Annotated in this window: 19 protein-coding genes; 9 read left to right on the top strand and 10 right to left on the bottom strand. The window is 58.1% G+C overall.

Annotated features, from left to right (window positions below; all coding sequences use genetic code 11):
• Positions 1-239: 239 nt before the first annotated feature.
• The 6 genes from flgE to INT12_RS25380 all read right to left on the bottom strand — a co-directional run bounded on the left by flgE (position 240) and on the right by INT12_RS25380 (position 5,290).
• Entirely contained in the window at positions 240-1,556 is a 1,317-nt protein-coding gene (gene flgE, locus INT12_RS25405; RefSeq protein WP_193039947.1) for a flagellar hook protein FlgE, read from the bottom strand.
• A gap of 31 nt (positions 1,557-1,587) precedes the next feature.
• Complete coding sequence (gene flgD / locus INT12_RS25400; protein ID WP_046482146.1) at positions 1,588-2,313, bottom strand: flagellar hook assembly protein FlgD; 726 nt, start codon at positions 2,311-2,313, stop codon at positions 1,588-1,590.
• A 16-nt stretch (positions 2,314-2,329) separates the two neighbouring features.
• Entirely contained in the window at positions 2,330-2,773 is a 444-nt protein-coding gene (gene flgC, locus INT12_RS25395) for a flagellar basal body rod protein FlgC (protein ID WP_046382341.1), read from the bottom strand.
• Positions 2,774-2,776: 3 nt separating this feature from the next.
• Positions 2,777-3,184, bottom strand: coding sequence for a flagellar basal body rod protein FlgB (flgB, locus tag INT12_RS25390; RefSeq protein WP_003175633.1), 408 nt, complete (start codon positions 3,182-3,184; stop codon positions 2,777-2,779).
• Between the two features lie 303 nt (positions 3,185-3,487).
• On the bottom strand, positions 3,488-4,315 hold the full coding sequence (gene cheR / locus INT12_RS25385) for a protein-glutamate O-methyltransferase CheR (protein ID WP_026140309.1): 828 nt from the start codon (positions 4,313-4,315) through the stop codon (positions 3,488-3,490).
• A 42-nt stretch (positions 4,316-4,357) separates the two neighbouring features.
• Positions 4,358-5,290 (bottom strand): chemotaxis protein CheV, encoded by a 933-nt coding sequence (locus INT12_RS25380; protein WP_026140310.1) that lies wholly within the window; start codon positions 5,288-5,290, stop codon positions 4,358-4,360.
• Positions 5,291-5,371: 81 nt separating this feature from the next.
• Between INT12_RS25380 and flgA the strand changes: the two genes are divergently transcribed.
• The 4 genes from flgA to INT12_RS25360 all read left to right on the top strand — a co-directional run bounded on the left by flgA (position 5,372) and on the right by INT12_RS25360 (position 7,967).
• Positions 5,372-6,136, top strand: coding sequence for a flagellar basal body P-ring formation chaperone FlgA (flgA, locus tag INT12_RS25375; protein WP_032804943.1), 765 nt, complete (start codon positions 5,372-5,374; stop codon positions 6,134-6,136).
• 142 nt (positions 6,137-6,278) lie between these two features.
• Positions 6,279-6,602, top strand: a complete 324-nt coding sequence (flgM, locus tag INT12_RS25370; protein ID WP_017849175.1) for a flagellar biosynthesis anti-sigma factor FlgM — start codon at positions 6,279-6,281, stop codon at positions 6,600-6,602.
• A 48-nt stretch (positions 6,603-6,650) separates the two neighbouring features.
• Positions 6,651-7,121: a flagella synthesis protein FlgN gene (locus INT12_RS25365; RefSeq protein ID WP_017849176.1), complete on the top strand. Its 471-nt coding sequence runs from the start codon at positions 6,651-6,653 to the stop codon at positions 7,119-7,121.
• Positions 7,122-7,217: 96 nt separating this feature from the next.
• A complete protein-coding gene (locus INT12_RS25360; RefSeq protein ID WP_017849177.1) occupies positions 7,218-7,967 on the top strand; it encodes a flagellar brake protein in 750 nt (249 codons plus the stop codon).
• A 58-nt stretch (positions 7,968-8,025) separates the two neighbouring features.
• Here the strand turns inward: INT12_RS25360 and INT12_RS25355 are convergent, their stop codons facing one another.
• Complete coding sequence (locus INT12_RS25355) at positions 8,026-9,411, bottom strand: MFS transporter (RefSeq protein WP_046382338.1); 1,386 nt, start codon at positions 9,409-9,411, stop codon at positions 8,026-8,028.
• Positions 9,412-9,982: 571 nt separating this feature from the next.
• On the bottom strand, positions 9,983-10,135 hold the full coding sequence (locus INT12_RS25350) for a hypothetical protein (RefSeq protein WP_193039948.1): 153 nt from the start codon (positions 10,133-10,135) through the stop codon (positions 9,983-9,985).
• A gap of 144 nt (positions 10,136-10,279) precedes the next feature.
• Here INT12_RS25350 and INT12_RS25345 point away from each other — a divergent pair, with 144 nt between their 5' ends.
• Both INT12_RS25345 and INT12_RS25340 read left to right on the top strand, forming a co-directional pair.
• Complete coding sequence (locus INT12_RS25345) at positions 10,280-12,676, top strand: membrane-bound PQQ-dependent dehydrogenase, glucose/quinate/shikimate family (protein WP_264294548.1); 2,397 nt, start codon at positions 10,280-10,282, stop codon at positions 12,674-12,676.
• Between the two features lie 138 nt (positions 12,677-12,814).
• Positions 12,815-14,101 carry a carbohydrate porin gene (locus INT12_RS25340; protein WP_193059066.1) on the top strand — a complete coding sequence of 429 codons (1,287 nt, stop codon included), beginning with the start codon at positions 12,815-12,817 and terminating at the stop codon, positions 14,099-14,101.
• Positions 14,102-14,164: 63 nt separating this feature from the next.
• Here the strand turns inward: INT12_RS25340 and INT12_RS25335 are convergent, their stop codons facing one another.
• Entirely contained in the window at positions 14,165-15,037 is an 873-nt protein-coding gene (locus tag INT12_RS25335; protein WP_017849182.1) for a NotI family restriction endonuclease, read from the bottom strand.
• Positions 15,034-16,164 (bottom strand): DNA-methyltransferase, encoded by a 1,131-nt coding sequence (locus INT12_RS25330; protein ID WP_017849183.1) that lies wholly within the window; start codon positions 16,162-16,164, stop codon positions 15,034-15,036. The genes INT12_RS25335 and INT12_RS25330 overlap by 4 nt, the downstream gene beginning before the upstream one ends.
• A 345-nt stretch (positions 16,165-16,509) precedes the next feature.
• Here INT12_RS25330 and INT12_RS25325 point away from each other — a divergent pair, with 345 nt between their 5' ends.
• Genes INT12_RS25325 through INT12_RS25315 form a run of 3 tightly spaced genes read left to right on the top strand, consistent with a single transcriptional unit; the run spans position 16,510 to position 17,677 of the window.
• A complete protein-coding gene (locus INT12_RS25325; RefSeq protein WP_017849184.1) occupies positions 16,510-16,824 on the top strand; it encodes an ArsR/SmtB family transcription factor in 315 nt (104 codons plus the stop codon).
• Positions 16,821-17,261, top strand: a complete 441-nt coding sequence (locus INT12_RS25320; RefSeq protein ID WP_017849185.1) for a YeeE/YedE family protein — start codon at positions 16,821-16,823, stop codon at positions 17,259-17,261. Before INT12_RS25325 ends, INT12_RS25320 begins: the two co-directional genes overlap by 4 nt.
• A complete protein-coding gene (locus tag INT12_RS25315) occupies positions 17,258-17,677 on the top strand; it encodes a DUF6691 family protein (protein ID WP_017849186.1) in 420 nt (139 codons plus the stop codon). Before INT12_RS25320 ends, INT12_RS25315 begins: the two co-directional genes overlap by 4 nt.
• The last annotated feature ends 2 nt before the right edge of the window (positions 17,678-17,679 follow it).

The raw sequence follows: 17,679 nt of genomic DNA, 5'->3' as shown, positions 1-17,679 counted from the left end.
CTCGTAACGCATCCCCCCAGCCCCTTGGCCGGATATCGATGAATTCCACATACCGCCTCTCCCAGGTAATGAAACAACCCAACGCTTCTCGGCTTGATAGGTGGAAAGACAGGTGTGGTGCGTTCCAACAAAGGCGTGTCACCTCGTAACCGCATCGGGGGTGGGAAAAGGTCCTGATGCCAAATAAAACGCAAAAAAAAGCCCCTCGATCGAGGGGCTTCTTGTGCAGCGTTAGCGCATCAGGTCATCTGGATGATGGTCTGCATGATGGTGCTCTGGGTGGAGATGGTCTTGGCGTTCGCCTGGTAGTTGCTCTGGGCCTTGATCAGGTCCACCAGCTCGTTGGTCAGGTTGACGTTGGAGTTCTCCAGGGAGTTGGCCACGATCGAACCGAGGGTGCCGGCTTGAGGGGTGTCGTATCCCGGTTGGCCCGAGGCAAACGTCTCTCTCCAGGCCGTGCCGCCTGCCGGTTGCAGGCCTTGTTCGTTGTTGAAGCTGGCCAGGGAGATCTGGCCAATGGCCTTGCTCTGCTGGTTGCTGAAGGTGGCGAACAGTACACCGCTGCCGTCGATTTTCAGCCCGGTGATCTGGCCGGTGGCATAGCCATCGGTGACCGGCGGGTTGCGATAGCTGGCCGAATTGTACTGGGTGATATTCGCCATGTTGACCGCAATACCGCCGGTGTTGGCCGCGGCGCCGTTAGCCGTCCATACACCGTCGGTCACGGTGCCCGGTTTCCAGTTTGAAATGGTCAGGGTGGTGTTGGAGACTATGCTGGGCGGGGTGACCACGCCAGCGAGCTTACCGGCCGTGTCGAACGTCAGGGTCGACGCGACAGGTGCCACCGCGCCTGCGCCACTGATCGGGGTACCGTCAGGGTTACGCCCGTCGATCAAGGTGTAGGACTTCCATTGGTTGGAGTCCGTCTTCACCAGGTACTGCACCATCGGGTGAGCGTTGCCTTGGGTGTCGTACAAGGTGGTGCTGTACTGGGTGGTGAAGGTCTTGGTGTCGGTTGGGTTGAATGGCTTGGCCACCTGGTCGATCACCGGCTCCGAGGAGTTCAGGTTACTGCTGGAATCGACGGTGCTGGAGGCTTTTGGCGGCAGGTTCGACAAGTTGAGTTGCAGGTCGACCAAGCCGCCCTTGACGATCTTGCCGTTGTCATCCGCCGCGTAGCCTTGCAGGCGCGAAGTACCGGTGTTGTTGGTGATGTAGCCGTCTTTGTCCGCACGGAAAGCACCGCTACGGGTGTATTCCAGCGAACCGTCGCTGCCCTTCTGTACGAAGAAGCCACCGCCCTGGATCGCCATGTCCAGGATACCGCCACTGTTGTTGACGTCGCCCTGGGTGAATTGCTGGGACACGGCCGCCAGGTTCACACCGTTACCGATGCTGTTCTGGCCGGTGCCCAGCTTGGACGCCGCGTAGATGTCCGCGAATTCCGCACGAGACGATTTGAAGCCAGTGGTCGCGACGTTGGCGATGTTGTTGCCGGTCACGTCCAGTTGTTTGTTGGCTGCATAGAGGCCGCTCAGGCCGATGTTAAAAGACATGTTTCTCTCCCTCTGCCGTATTTAGCCGGCTCTATGTACCGATAGTCTGAATTTGCGACAGCTTGACGCTGCCCATGCCGCCCGCAAGGTTGAGCAGCATTTCGCCGCCGGTCTTGCTCAGGGTCACGCTGGTGACCGTCGCCGGCAGCGAAGTGGCCAGAGCCACTGCGTCGCCCGCGTCATTCTTGGTGGTGGCCGTAAAGGTGTAAGTCCCTGCCGGGGCGACCTCACCGTTGGCGTTCTTGCCATCCCAGATGAAGTCGGAACTGCCCGCGCTCTGTGCGCCCATATCGAGGGTACGCACCACGACACCGTCTTTGTCGGTAATCTTGACCGAGACGTTGCCCGTTGCCGCCGTCACTGCGACCGAGCCGGTCATGCTCTTGCTGGTGTCCACCAGCGCCTTGTCGGTCTGGGTAATGATCGAGCGACCGACCAGCGACGAAGCCTGCAATGCTTGCGACGAGCTGAAGTTGCTGGAGATGCTGTTTACCGAGTCGTTCAGGGTGTTGATGCCTTCCAGGCTACTGAACTGCGCCAACTGAGCCACGAACGCACCGTTGTCCTGAGGCGACAGCGGGTTCTGGTTCTTCAGTTGGGTCACCAACAGTTGCAGGAACGCATCCTTGCCCAGCGACTGGTTGCCCGTTGCCGTCTTGGTGGCGGTGCTGAGGCTGCTGTTGTCCGTCGCAGTCTTGACCTTGCTGTTGAACAGGTCCTGGACTGCCGAGTTGTTCGTCGTATCAACAATGGCCATTGTTTGGCGCCCCTTATCACTGACCCAGGGTCAGGACCTTCTGCATCATGGTTTTGGCGGTGTTCATCATTTCCGCATTGGTCTGGAACGAGCGACTGGCAGAGATCATGTCAGCCATTTCCTCGACCACGTTGACGTTCGGGTAGTACACGTAGCCTTTTTCGTTCGCCGCAGGGTGATTAGGCTCATAGCGCGCTTCCAGATTGCTCTGGTCTTCAACCACGCCGAGTACCTGCACGCCTTGCCCGGCAGCGTCCTGATTCTGGAACAGCGAATCGCCGCCGCTGCTCTGGCCGCCCTGAAACATGGTGGCGAACACCGGGTGACGGGCGCGGTAGGTCTGGTCGATGCTCGAAGACACCGTCTCGGCGTTGGCGATGTTACTGGCGACGGTATTCAGGCGCGTGGTCTGCGCGCTCATGCCACTACCGGCAATATTGAAAACACTGGCTAAGGACATGGCTTACTCTCCACGCAGGGCTGACATCAGCCCTTTGAATTTGCTGTTGAGCAGGGTGAAGCTGGCCTGGAAGTTCACCGAGTTCTCGGCGTAGGCCGATTGCTCCAACTGCGCGTCGACGGTGTTCTGGTCGATCGAAGGCTGCATCGGCGTGCGATACAGCAGCGATTCGTCGCCACTGCTCAGGCCTTGCGCTTCGATATGACGGCTGTTGGTCATGTTCAAGGCGAAGGTGCCGTTCTTGGTCTTGTCCTGCTGTGCGGCGAGCACGGCGGAGAAGTCCAGGTCCCGAGCCTTGTAGTTCGGGGTGTCGGCGTTGGCAATGTTGTTGGCCAGGACTTCGGCACGCTGGGCGCGAAAGCCGAGGGCTTGTTCGTGGATACCGAGCGCTTTATCGAAGCTGATGCTCATGGCGGAAACCTTTAGGCTGACCTGCTGTTCGTTAACAGGGTTATAGCAAGGTGCATGCCAATCTGGCTAAAGCCCATATATCAAGGGGTTACGCAGAGATTGCCGGCGGCAATGCCAGAAAAGCGGCAAGCGGCTTCCGCGTGGCGCCAGTAAAGCGGCAATCGGGAGTTGCCGCTTTTACCTTGCAGCAAAACAAATGTGGGAGGGGGCTTGCCCCCGATAGCGGTGGTTCAGTCATAGATGCTGAGACTGACACACCGCTATCGGGGGCAAGCCCCCTCCCACACTTTGACTGCGTGTGACTTACTTGGCCTGGTAAATGATCCCAGGACTGCACTGCACCATCTGGAAATGATCCGGCAGGCCGTTCAGCGCCTCGGATGCACCGAGGAACAGATACCCCCCGCGCTTGAGCGTGCCGTGGATGCGCAGCAGGATGTCTTTCTTCACTTCGGCCGAGAAGTAGATCAGCACGTTACGGCAGAACACCATGTCGAACTTGCCCAGGCTGGCGTAGCTGTCGAGCAGGTTGAACGAGCGAAACTCCACCCGGTTCTTGATCGGCGCCTTGACCGCCCAGCGCCCCGCCCCTTTCGGGTCGAAGTAACGCTGCAGGCGTTCCGGGGACAAACCGCGGCCCAGGGCCAGGCTGTCGTACTCGCCGGTCTTGCAGTTGGTGAGCATGGTGCCCGACAGATCGGTGGCGACAATTTGCGCGCCGGCCTTCAACTGGCCCATGTTCGTTCGTTCGAACTCGTCGATCGCCATCGAAATCGAGTACGGTTCCTGCCCCGAGGAACAGGCTGCCGACCAGATCCGCAAACGCTGACCCGGGCTGGCCTTGATCGCCTCGGGCAACACTTTGCTCTTGAGTACCTCAAAGGGGTAGGTGTCGCGAAACCATAGGGTTTCGTTGGTGGTCATGGCATCGACCACCATTTCCTTGAGCCCGCTGCGCGGCTGGCTCTGAATCCGCTGGACCAACTCACCGAGGGACTTGATGCCCTGCTGTTCCATCAGTTTGTTGAGACGGCTGGATACCAGATACTGCTTGTTTTCACCGAGCAATATGCCACAGGCTTTTTCCAGGAAGACCCGGAACTGTTCGAAATCCAAATTACCCGTAGACAATGATACCGCCTCTTAAATCGTGTGACCGCCAGGGAAATTCCCCTAGCCGTGATCTGCTGCCTTGATCCGGTCGACTACCCGGGATGCCAGGTCATCAGGGCGGAACTTAGCCAGGAAGTCGTCAGCACCGACCTTCTTGACCATCGCCTGATTGAATACGCCCGACAACGAAGTATGCAGGATGATATGCAATTTTTGCATGCGTGGATCGTTGCGTATTTCAGCCGTGAGGGTATAGCCGTCCATTTCCGGCATCTCGATGTCGGAAATCATCATCAAGAATTCTTCTTCCGGCTTCTTGCCTTCATCCACCAGTTTGCGCAGGTAATCCAGCGCCTGGCGGCCATCGTTGAGCGCCACCACCTCAACGCCGATGGTTTGCAGGCAACGGGTCACCTGTTTGCGCGCCACCGAGGAGTCGTCCACCGTCAGCACCCGCAGCGAAACCGCCTTGTGCGCCGTTTCGGCATCGACGACGCCAACCGAAATCGCTTCGGAAGTCGGTGCGACTTCGGCGAGGATTTTCTCCACGTCGATGATTTCGACCAACTGGTTGTCTACTCGCGTCACCGCCGTGAGGTAGTGATCGCGACCGGTGCCCTTGGGCGGCGGATGGATCTCTTCCCAGTTCATGTTGACGATACGTTCCACCGAGCGCACCAGGAAACCCTGGGTCTTGGTGTTGTATTCGGTAATGATCACAAACGGGTTCTCGCGGTCTTGCAGGCCGGCCGAACTCGTGGCCAATGCCAGGTCGAGAATCGGGATGGTCGCGCCACGGATGTTGGCTACGCCACACACCACCGGGCTCGACTTGGGCATGATCGTCAGCTTGGGACACTGCAGCACTTCCCGCACTTTGAACACGTTGATGCCATAGAGCTGCTTGCCGTCCAGGCGAAAAAGCAACAACTCCAGGCGATTCTGCCCTACCAGCTGTGTACGCTGGTTTACTGAATCCATTACACCTGCCATGCCCAGACTCCTACGCTAAAACCTTTGGGGGTACGACGCGCACCCAACACTAAACGGCACGAGCTTTGCTTTTTATTGGCTATGGATATGAAAACGACAGTTTCCCGACGCACTCGCCACTCACGGTATCGCAGATTGCTCTGCGCCTGGATGGCGTTGTTTGCCGTGGGCGCAGGCATCACTGCCCGCGCCGCCGACGTCACCTTGCCTGATCTACTTATCGGCGTCACCCAAGGCTTTCTTGAATTCACTGTAGAAGATTATCTGGCAACCACCCAGACGCCAGGACGCTATGAAATCCAGGTCAACCAATTGGATCCGCGCCTGCGCATGCCGATGTGCGACAAGGAATTGACAGCCAGCCTGGAAAGCCCGGCCCAGCCCATTGGTCGCGTGACGGTCAAGGTGCGCTGTGAAGGGACCTCGCCCTGGACCGTGTTCGTGCCCGCCCAGGTCAAACTGTTCCGTGATGTCGTCGTGGTGTCGCGGCCGCTCAAACGCAGCGGAATCATCGGCTATGAGGATGTCATCTTGCGCGAACGGGACATCAGCCTGATCAACCAGGGTTACCTGACGTCAGTGGACCAGGCTGTCGGGCAACGATTGACCCGACCAATGGTCGCCGACCAGGTCATCACCCTGGTCCATCTTGAACAGGCAGAAGTCATTCGCAAGGGCGACCAGGTCATCATTTCCGCCAGCAGCGGCGGGTTGAATGTGAAGATGCCGGGCGAAGCGCTGTCCAACGGCGGCATGAGCGAACAGATCCGGGTCAAGAACCTCAACTCCAACCGCGTCATCAAGGCACGGGTCACCGCGCCGGGCCAAGTCGAGGTGGCTTTATAGATCACTGGAATAGGACGCCAGCTTTTCCTACACTGTACGCCTGACGTTCGTGCATGCAGGTTTATTGTCAATCGCGCCTAAAGTTTGTCCGGGTATGGCCGAAACCATGGCAAGCGTCCAAATACCCAGAGGTTTTTTTATCATGGTCATCGATTTCAGCCGTTTGAATAACGCCCCGGCTTTGCCAGGCACTACGCGCACCAGCGGCACCAAGGACAGCGTAGACGCCAAGGCCCAGCCTCTGCCCGCCAAAGCGGAACAGGCCGGCGCCAGCCAAAGCGGGGAATCCGTACACCTGAGCAATGAGGCTCAACAGTTGCAGAAGGTCACTGACTCGCTGCGCGATCAACCCGTCGTCAATCAAGCCCGTGTGGCCGAATTGAAACAGGCAATCGCCGATGGCAGCTATAAAGTCGACAGCAACCGTGTAGCCAGCAAGCTGCTTAACTTCGAAGCCGAGCGCTAGGCAAAGGCCTGCGCCAGGCTTTTGGACGCTTAAAACCCAAGGCCAGCCATGCACCACGACGAAAATCTGCTTCAACTGATCATTGATGATCTGGCGCCGACGCAACAATTGCTCGAGCTGCTCAAAGAAGAATCCCTGGCCCTCTATGGCCGGGATATGCCGCTGCTGGAAGAAATCCTGGCGCGTAAGCAGTCGCTGATTGTCCTGCTGGAACAGCACGGCAAGAAGCGTAGCCAGATTCTCGTCAGCCTCGGCCTACCGGCAGATCAAGACGGCCTCGCTCAGTTGGCCAGTCATTCCTCGGTCGGCGATCGGTTGCTGGCCCAGAGCAAAGAACTCAATCAATTACTCACCCAGTGTCAGGAAGCCAACCTGCTCAACGGTCAGTCGATCCAGCTTCAGCAAGCCACGACCGCCAATCAGTTGCGCATACTCCATGGCGGCGAACCTCCGGCCCTGTATAACGCCCAAGGCTCTACCTCGCGCCTGGTCAAGCCAAGCACCCGCAGCCAAGCCTGACGTCGGTTTAACGTGCGCCCTATCCAAGGCGTGCGACATACTGGCAAAATGATGGTTCTTGCGTGTAGTCGTATTTTGTCAGGAGATGGAAGAACCGTGTTCAACGCCCTTAATGCGGAAGAAGCTCCGCAGCCACCCAAGGTGTTCACCACGCCTCTGGAAATCGCTGGCACCTTGCGCATGCTGCAAGAAAGCCATGACCCGCTGATCATCACCTTCCATGAACGCAGCCAGCGCTTTCAAAGCTACCTGGTCGACGTCGACCGGGACAGCAAGACCCTGGCCCTGGACGAAATGATCCCCCGCGATGGCGAACGCTACCTTGAGAATGGCGAACCCTTCCGCATCGAAGGCTTTCACGACGGCGTGCGCGTTGCCTGGGAAAGCAACGGCACCCTGAGCATCAGCGAAAAAGGCGGCCACCGTATCTACAGCGGCAACATGCCGGACGAAGTGGTCTACCATCAGCGCCGCAATGCGTTCCGCGCCGCGCTGAAACTCGCGCAATTGGTGAATATCGAGTTGGGCGGCGAGAAACTCAAGGCGCCGGTCAGCGGTAAGCTGCTGGATATCTCCGCCACCGGCTGCAAATTGCGCTTTGAAGGCGATATTTCCGAGCGCCTGCAGTTGGGCCAGGTCTACGACCGTTTTATCGCCGCACTGCCCTTTGGCAGCATGACCACCTCGGTCGAACTGCGTTACCTGCACTTCGAAGAGAAGATCAACACCACCTTCGCCGGCGTGCGCTTCCACAACATGAGCGGCCTGGTGCAGCGCCAGGTCGAGCGTTTTGTGTACCAGTTGCAACGCGAAGCACGACGCTTCGACAAAGACGACGATTTTTAAGCATTCAGATCGCGATAAAAAACGGGCAGACCCTTTGGGGATCTGCCCGTTTTTGCATTCAGGGGCGCGCCCTGCTCAGGCCGTGGGGATGCTCATCCGGGCCCGGTGGTTCCGGCGGCCCTTCGAAGAGCGGCTCATCCGCCGGTGATTCCGCGTCGGTTTCAGGCTCGGGCTCGACAACCGCCGTCTGCATCTGCTCCTGCACCATCTGCTCATCGACCCGCGGATCGAGGGCCGCCACCAGCGGCGAGCTGGACATGCTGTCAGGCATTGCCACGTGCTGCAGCGGTGCATCGTCGACCTGATGCAGGTTGGTCACCGCTTTAGGCCGGATACGCCACACCAGGATCAGCGCGCACAGGCTGAAAAACGCGTACAGCATCTGGCTGCCAAACAGCTTCATCACCACACCAGCCAGCAACGGCCCGATACTGGCGCCCACGCCATAGGTCACCAGCAGCATGGCCGTCAGCGATACCCGACGATCGCCTTCGACGTGGTCGTTGGAAAACGCCACGGCCAGCGGGTACAGGCAGAACTGCACCAGCGAACACAGGAACCCGGCCACGAACAGCACTTCCAGCGGCACCTTGCTCAGGATCGCCAACGGCAATGCCGCCACCGCCAGGCACAGGGCGAAGCAGCGAATCAACAGTGCGCGATCGTAACGGTCCGACAGCCAGCCCAACGGCCACTGCACCACCAACCCGGCAAAAATGCAGCTACCCATGAAGAGACCGACCTGCTCGGTGCTCAGCCCCTGCTGGGACGCATAGAGCGGCGCCAAACCGTAGAACGAACCGACGATCAACCCCGCCCCCAGCACCGTGCTCAACGACTGCGGCACCCGCTGGATAAAGAAACGCGGCTCCATCGGCGCCGGACGCAGGGGCGCCGGGTGAATGCGCCGGGTCATCGCCACCGGCACCAGGCACAGGGCGAAGCACAGCGCGACCAGCATCAGCAACTCGGGGCCGAGCTGGGGATGCATCACCAGGATCAACTGCCCCAGCACCAGGCCAAGGTAGGACGCAATCATATAGCCGCTGAACACTACGCCACGCTGCTTGGCATCCGCCTGCTCGTTAAGCCAGCTTTCGATGACCATGTACTGGCACATCATCCCCAGGCCCACGATGACCCGCAGCACGATCCAGGCCGGCAGCCAGTCGATCAGGCCATGGCCCAACACCGCCGCGCCGACGATCCCGGCACAGGTGGCATACGCGCGGATATGCCCGACCCGGGCGATCAGGCGGTGGCCGATCTTGCCGCCCAGTACCAGGCCGGAATAGTTGGCCGCCATCAGCGCGCCGACCCACAGGCTGTCGACGTTGTCGGCCGCCAGGCGCAAGGCCAGGTACGTACTGAGCAGGCCGGAGCCGATCAGCATCATCAAGGAGGCGAAATAAAGGGCTCGAAAAGATTTCCAGATCTGGCGCATCGGCGTTCCGAGCGGCTCCTTGCAGTGAGGGTCAGGGCTACCGGCATGATAGTCCCGGGGGTCGGGTCCGGACAGGCACCAGGCGCTGTTTCCGGGGAATATTTTGTGTGAAAACGATGGACTACAGCTCAGACGCTACTGGGTGACACACAAGGTACAAGGTTGCGCGAAATACTCGCCGCACCACCTGTGAACCTCGATCACGCGCAAGGTTCGACCGAGTGTTGAAAAGACCGAGCACGCCCCAAAAGCCCCCCCCGCCGCGCCAGCACATGATTACCCGCACGCCGGCGTCGCCGATGCGTATCGCCGCTAATTGTTACTGTTTTATCAACATTGTTTTCCAGTCTTATGGATTTATCCAAAAAACCAGCGCTATAGACTGGTCTACGCGTTAATCCACCGCGATTAACCAGCGAATCAGTCGGAGTAAAGCATGTAACCCGAACAAGGCCGACAGAGCCTTCGGAACGATTCACTCGCGACTGAGCACGTGGACAGTCGTCAAGCGGGCGTAATACAGCCGCCAACGTTTTCGTTATCCCTCCTGCCGAAACTCAATCAGCCTCTATTAAGCATCCAGTTCGTTATCGAACGGCGCTTTCAACGTGGAGGGCTGGGGCGAAAGAGTGTCGGCATCCAGACCATGAATACGGGGATGGCCAATTATTACGCTGATTTCCAAAGCTCGCTTGCCGTCGGCAAGCCAGCCTATCGGGATCATGGAAGAACCGCACCCGGCCAACTAAAGGCCGAACTCAATATTCGGCCAAGTTGTTGGTAAATAGCGCAAACCGTTACGTATTTCCCCAACTGAGCATATACAAATATGACAGACGATCATCGATCTCACTCTGGAAGATCCTCAATGAGCACTATTGCAAGGGGACTGTTTTCCCTGCTTGTTTTTGCCGTGGCACTGGCGTTGATTTATGGCGGATTCAAGCTGGTAGCACTCGACGGGTCGAGTTATTACTTGCTGGCTGGCCTCGCCTATCTGTTGTTGGCGGCACTGTTTGTCTTGCGTAAACCTATCAGCATCGCCCTCTCCGTCGTCATATTCCTCGCCACCTGTGTGTGGGCGTTCTACGAAGTGGGTCAGTTCAGCTACTGGCAACTGCTGCCGCGCCTGGTGGTGCCGGCGATCATCCTGACCCTCAGCTTGTGGGTCGGTGCCGCATTCCCGGAAACAGCCTTGAGCACCCGGCGCACGGCGAACCGATTCGGCTTCGCCGTATTCCTGGCCTTGATCGCCACCTTCATTGCGGCGTTCTACCCGCACGGCGGGATCTCGAACCCTGTGGCCGCGACTGACTCGAGCAAGGCCACGAGCCCCGCCAGCGCGCCTGAAAACTGGGAGTTCTTCGGGCGCAATGCGTCAGGGACGCGGTTTGCGCCTTACACGCAGATCACGCCGGGAAACGTCAAGGACCTGCAAGTAGCCTGGACCTACAGAACCGGACGTAGGACCACCGGCGCCGGCGCTGGCGTTGATGAAAACACCCCGCTGCAGATCGGCAACGTGCTGTATTCGTGCACCCCGGAAAACCTGATCACCGCGCTGGATGGCGATACGGGCAAGGCGATCTGGACGTTCGACCCTCACGCCAAAAGCGAAGAGCATGTGACGTGCCGCGGCGTGGGCTATTACGACATCGATAAAGACGACAGCCTGAGCGCGGCGGTCAAAGCCTCGTATACCGATCAGCAGCAATGTCGCCAGCGTATTCTGGTGTCGTCGGTGGATGCCCGCCTGTTTGCACTTGACGCGCACACCGGCGACCTGTGCCAGAGTTTTGGTGACAACGGTTACGTCGATCTCAAGAAAGGCATGGGCCCGACCGAGAACAGCAAGCGCTATCACCCGACCTCCCTGCCTGTGGTCATGGGCCACCTGACGGTGGTGGGCGGTTGGGTACGCGACATTGTGGCAGGCGAGCCTTCCGGCGCCGTGCGTGCCTTCGACGTGCTGAGCGGTGCGCTGGTGTGGGCATGGGACGTCGGCGCGCCCGAAGGCACCGACCCGACCGCGGCCGATCACCCGTTCACGCTGGAAACACCTAACGTATGGACGATCCCGACCTACGATAAAGAGCTGAACCTGGTCTACTTGCCGACCGGCAATGGCCCGCCCGACTATTGGGGCGGTGATCGCAACGCCGTCAAAGAAAAATTTGGTTCGGCCGTCGTGGCAGTCGATGCCTCGACCGGCAAAGCCAAATGGGTCTACCAGCTCATTCACCATGATGTATGGGATTACGATCTGCCATCGCAGCCGGTTCTCTATGACATCAAGAATGCCCAAGGCGTGAAAACCCCCGTCTTGATCCAGACCACCAAGACCGGCCAGATTTTTGTGCTGGATCGTCGTACTGGCCAGCCGGTCACCGAGGTGCAGGAGCGTGCCGTTCCGACTTCTCCTGCGGCAGAAGGCGAACACTTGTCGCCGACGCAACCGTACTCGGCCGGCATGCCGGTGATCGGGGCCGACCCACTGACTGAAAAGTCGATGTGGGGCGTGTCGACATTCGACCAACTGTATTGCCGGATCATGTTCAAAGATTCGGTTTACGCGGGGCCGTTTACGCCGCCAACCGAAAAGCCGTACATCGAATGGCCTGGCTTGCTGGGCGGGATGAACTGGGGTGGCATCTCCATCGATGAGAACACCGGCACGATGTTCGTCAACGACATGCGGATGCCGCTGCGGATGTCATTGGTGACCAAGGAAGAAACCAAGAAGTTCAAGGTGTCGACCGATGAAGTGCCGGGTTTCATGGGCACCATTCGCCCGCAAGTCGCCGGTATCTATGGCGGCGTGAAAATCGACATTCTCCAGTCGCCACTGGGCGTGCCGTGCAACTCACCGCCCTTCGGCAGCATGAGTGCGATTGATCTCAATACGCAGAAACTGCTCTGGCAGGTTCCCATGGGCACCGTGCAGGACACCGGCCCGCTGGGGATCAAGACGCACCTGCAGATTCCGCTGGGCATGCCGACGCTCGGCGGTCCGACGTCGACAGCCTCTGGCCTGGTGTTCTTTGCGGGCACCCAGGATTACTACCTGCGCGCGCTCGATTCGGCCACCGGCAAAGAAGTCTGGAAAGCCCGCCTGCCGGTTGGCGCAGTTGCCGCCCCACTGATCTATCAGTCGCCCACCACCGGGAAGCAGTACGTGGTCATCTCCGCCGGTGGCATGAGCCATTCGCCTGACGTCGGTGATTACATCATTGCTTATGCATTGCCGGACAACATCAAGCCGTAATGCGTTAGTTGCCACTGCATGAAAATAACCCCCGTTTACGGGGGTTATTTTTCCAAGTCACAAAAGAACGGTGCAACCGATAAACAACGCGGGCCGTTGAGCTATTCCCCCACTTTCTCTGTAACGGAGCACATCCAAATGCTTTTTTCTTTCCGCGCCATGCTGACCAGCAGCCTGTGCAGCGGTTTGTCCCTATGCCTTTTCGCCCCATCCCCGGCACTGGCCGACGATCTGATGAACCGCTCTACACTCACTGGCGACTGGGGCGGTGAACGCCAAAAGTTGACCGACAAGGGCATCAAACTGACCGGTGACTACAGTTCCGAAACGATTTCCAACTTGCATGGCGGGATCAAGCGCGGCACCCGCTATTCGCAACAAATACGCATAGGCGCCCAGTTTGATCTGAGTAAGTTGCTCGACAGCCCCGATGCGGGACGGGTGCAAGTACTCGTTAACGACCGTCGCGGCCACAGCGCCACCGAAGACTTGCTTGGAAACCGCCTGTCGTCGCAAGAAAACTATGGCGGCGAATACACCCGGCTGACCGAGTTCAGTTATCAACGCAACCTGTTTTCGCCGGACCTCTCCACCAAACTCGGCTTCATGGTGATGGGCACCGATTTCGGCGGTATGCCCATCTTGACCAACTTTGTGAGCGCCGGTTTTTGTGCACACCCACTGACCATGTCGAGCGGCAGTGGCTGGGGCAACTACCCGACAGCACATTGGGGCGGCGAGTTGCGTTACGACGTCAACCCGTCACTGACGCTGCAAACCGCCGTGTTCCAGGTCAACCCGGAATACAACACGCGCTCGTCCAAAGCGTTCTCCATGCCCAGCAACGGCACTACGGGAGCGATTTTGCCACTGGAGGCGATCTTCAATAACAACGCCTTCCTGAACGGCCAATACAAAGTCGGTTGGTACTACGACACCTCCAACGCCCCCAAGATCGGCAGTACGCAAAAGAGCAACAACCGTACCGGCGCCTATGTGTTGATTGACCAAGCCATCTGGCGGGATGAGCAAGACCCGCAAAGCGTACTGCGCCTCTTCGGCCAAGCGGCCAGCAGCAACGCGGCGACCTCGCCGATGCGCCGCTGGTATTCGGTGGGCCTGGTCAAACAAAAGCCTTTCGCGAGCCGCCCGAACGACTCCATCTCTTTTGGCTATGGGCGCGCCGTGCTCAACTCACGCACACGAGATGTGCAAGAAGCCAAGGCGACCAACCTCGAAGACGCCGAGATGATCGCCAACCTCGACAACGGCGAGCAGATGCTTGAGCTCAACTACGGCGCACAGGTCACACCTTGGCTGCTGCTGCGCCCCGATCTGCAGTACTACATCGAGCCCGGCGCGTTTTCCGGCAAAAAACGTGACAACGCGCTGGCGGCGGGGTTACAGGTCAAGGCGACGTTTTAAAAGCGTCGTCTGCACAGGGGGCATCCACTCGGTGCCCTCTTGCAATCGCACACGCAGGCGGTATCACACCAAACTGTCGGGCGTCCCCACTGCCTGGAACAACGTGCGGTCGGATAGCTTGGTCTGCAGCCCAATCAATATTTGCTCAAGCTCTACCCGGGCCTCTGCCTGGAGCCCCAGGCACATACCGATTCCGTCCGCATCCGTACTGAGTCGGGATGACATCGAGATCTTATAGTCGCCGGCACCTGCATTATCCATTTTATAGGCATGAAGATGCATTGAGTCGCCAATCAATGCCGGTGTTTCAAGATGGTCGAATTTAAATTCCTTGGTCATGTAGCTCAGCAGCTTGTCCTGGACCACCAACACCAGCTTCTTGTTGAGGTGTTCAAATGTCTGCACTTTGTGGTGCATTTGAACCAAGATGGTTTTTGCGGTCATTTTCCAGTTCATGCCGAAGGTTTTATTGGACTCTTCAGCACTGTCCGACCTGGAAATCCCTAGCGTTTCCAGCATTCTCTGGCGTTCTGGCCAGACCGTTCCGGTCGTATCGAGGGTCTGCAGCTCGATGCCAACGAAGTCCTTCACCTTTCCATCTTTTACCGACACCAAGAAATAATCGACACTTCCCCCCGGGATCGACACTTCGGGGATGATGTGAAGCTCGTTCCCCGGTTCATGGGTCGTCAATAGATGAAAACAGTCGGTAAAAATCTGCCGGCGCTCGATTAGCCGGACAGGACAGATGATTACCGGTTCCGGCACTTTTCCGTACAGCACGCTGCACGTACCGATAGAAATGTCGGGGTTGGACTTCCTGACTTTATAGCAACGCTTGTTGGTATAGGCGCAGCGTTGAGCGCCAATCACGCCTTGCCAGTCGACGGAGCGATTATGCGTACCCTTCCCGAACAACTCTATTATTTTGCTCATAACAGCGTATTGCACCTGTCTTTGGTCATCTCAAGATACTGCTCGGAGATATCTATCCCGATCGACTTCAAGCCTAAGCGTTGCGCCGCGACCATCGTTGTTCCCGTACCGCAGAAAGGGTCGATTGCAATACCGCCTGGTGGGCAGGTCGCCAATAAAGGTATACGGCACAGGTCGACCGGATAGGGGGCAAAGTGGGCTTCCCGGCCCTGCGAATCTTCCGGGAGAATGTCCCAGACGTCAGACGGTTTACTCCCCTTCGGGTGGTATTTAAGAAAGTAATAACCTTTATCCCTGAGTTCCTTCGCTCGTCCCGATACTTTTTCACTGTCGGAGTGCGTCGCTCTTTGCTGGCCACGAATGATCATCCGGAAGTCTGATACTTTACCGCAAGACAAATCTGCGAGGATGCCGGCCAGGGCGGCATGTGCGGATAATTTTTCTGCGTCGCTCAACGCGGTCGACAACTCGATCTGGCGCTTGTAACGCACGCCCGAAACGCCCGTGGCGGAAACTATCGAGCCATTTACCACTTTGGATTCTCTGGGCTTGGACCGGACGGCATCAGCATTGTAATAATAGTTTTTTGACTGCTTCACAAAGTGAAACAAGTTCTCATGAACATTGCCAAGCCGGTCTTTGGTGTTGTCCATGCCGCCTTTCAGTTTGTTCCATATGATGCTGTTTCGAAGTATCCAGCCTTGATTGTCGGTAAGCTCGAAAACCACTCGCCAAGGAATCCCGAGCAGCCCCTTACCGCTATAAGAATCACCGAGATTGAGCCAGAACGACCCCGTCGACTTCAGCACGCGCTTGAGTTCCAGAAACACAGCGCAAAGATCTGCTACGAAATCCCGATAGTCTTTTTCCAGGCCTATCCCGCCGTTTTGATATTCCCGCTTCCCCCAGTACGGCGGCGACGTCATTGCAAAATCAACCGACTCGTCCGGCAGCGACTTCAATACGTCGAGGCAATCCCCGTTCAGAAGGAGGGGGCGTGTAGAAGATGACTGGCCGTACTTCAGAAGTGCAGAAGAAAAATCATTCTGGACGATGGTCGAAGGTTCAAACGCGTCTTTCTCCTGCGCAGAAAATAGTGCGGGGTCGTTAAGTTCTGTGTAGGTCATGAGGTGTCCAAACGGGAACGGCGGTAATGGCTACAGGATGGCCTTCTAACGCTGTCCTGATCAGACCCGGATGGTACAGAGCCTGAGGAAAGCCGGGCAAGCCAAACCGTACTGAAGGGACAGACGTTGAGCCGCGGGGTGTCGACTCCCAGGGCTCGGTCAATTCGGTCGCCTTGCGATGGCGCAGAGCGACCTCATCGGATCAGCAAAGCTGCACCACTCTCTTTCGCTTCGCCTTTAGCCCCCGACCTCTCCTGCTAGCGACGAACGCAGATCGGTGCTGACATACACTTATTGTTTTTATATACTATAATTTAACAAACTGACCAGTTAGTGATCAATCGTATGCTCGAATCAGATCTCCAGCGGCTTCACGCCAACGCCGATGCTGCCAGCCAATTCCTCAAGGCTCTGGCCAATCCGGATCGCTTGATCCTGCTCTGCCAGCTATCCCAAGGCGAGCGCAATGTCGGCGATCTGGAGTCGCTGCTCGGGATACAACAACCGACGCTTTCTCAGCAGTTGGCGGTGCTGCGCCGCGAAGGCCTGGTGGATACGCGCCGAGAAGGAAAGCAGGTGTTCTATCGCATCAGCAGCCCGGCGGCATTGGCAGTCATCCAAACCTTGTATCAACAATTTTGCGCTGGAGAAGCCTCATGAATATCGACTGGCTCAACTTCACTCCCTGGTCATCCCTTGCAGGCGGCGCATTGATTGGCCTGGCGGCCAGCCTTTTCGTCGTCGCCAACGGGCGTATCGCCGGCATCAGCGGTTTGATCGGCAGTCTTTTACAACGGGGCAGCGAAGGTGCGGGTGAGAAAGCGCTGTTTCTCCTCGGCCTGCTCGTCGCGCCGCTTCTATGGGGCTTGTTCGCCGCGCTGCCGCCGATTGAATTCCAGAGCGGCGGGGTCGGGCTGATCGTCGCCGGGGTATTGGTGGGTATCGGTACACGCTACGGTTCAGGTTGCACCAGCGGCCACGGCGTGTGCGGCATATCGCGCCTTTCGCCGCGATCGATGGTCGCCACTGCCTGCTTTATGTTCAGCGGTTTCCTTAGCGTATTTGTCCTGCGTCATCTGCTGGGAGCCTGGATATGAACAAACTGACCGCATTCATTGCTGGCCTGCTGTTCGGCCTGGGACTGCTGCTGGCAGGCATGGCCAACCCGAGCAAAGTATTGGCTTTCCTGGATCTGGCCGGTGCCTGGGACCCTTCCCTCGCGCTGGTCATGATCGGGGCGATTGGCGTCGCCATTGGCCCGCTGACCTGGGCGCGCCACCAATCCCGCTCGCTGCTGGGAAAGCCAATGCAACTGCCGACCAAGCGTGAGTTGGACCCGCGCCTGATCGGCGGCAGCCTGCTGTTCGGCATCGGCTGGGGAATAGCAGGCATCTGTCCAGGCCCTGCGGTGGCAATTCTGCTGACAGGACGCTGGCAAGCAATCGTGTTCATGTTGGCCATGCTGGCCGGCATGTTGTTGTTTACTGCGCTGGAGACCCGGCGCAACCACTGATC

The sequence above is a fragment of the Pseudomonas sp. K8 genome (assembly GCF_014889455.1).
Lineage (GTDB): Bacteria > Pseudomonadota > Gammaproteobacteria > Pseudomonadales > Pseudomonadaceae > Aquipseudomonas > Aquipseudomonas veronii.
This window is presented reverse-complemented; position numbering and strand designations above follow the sequence as displayed.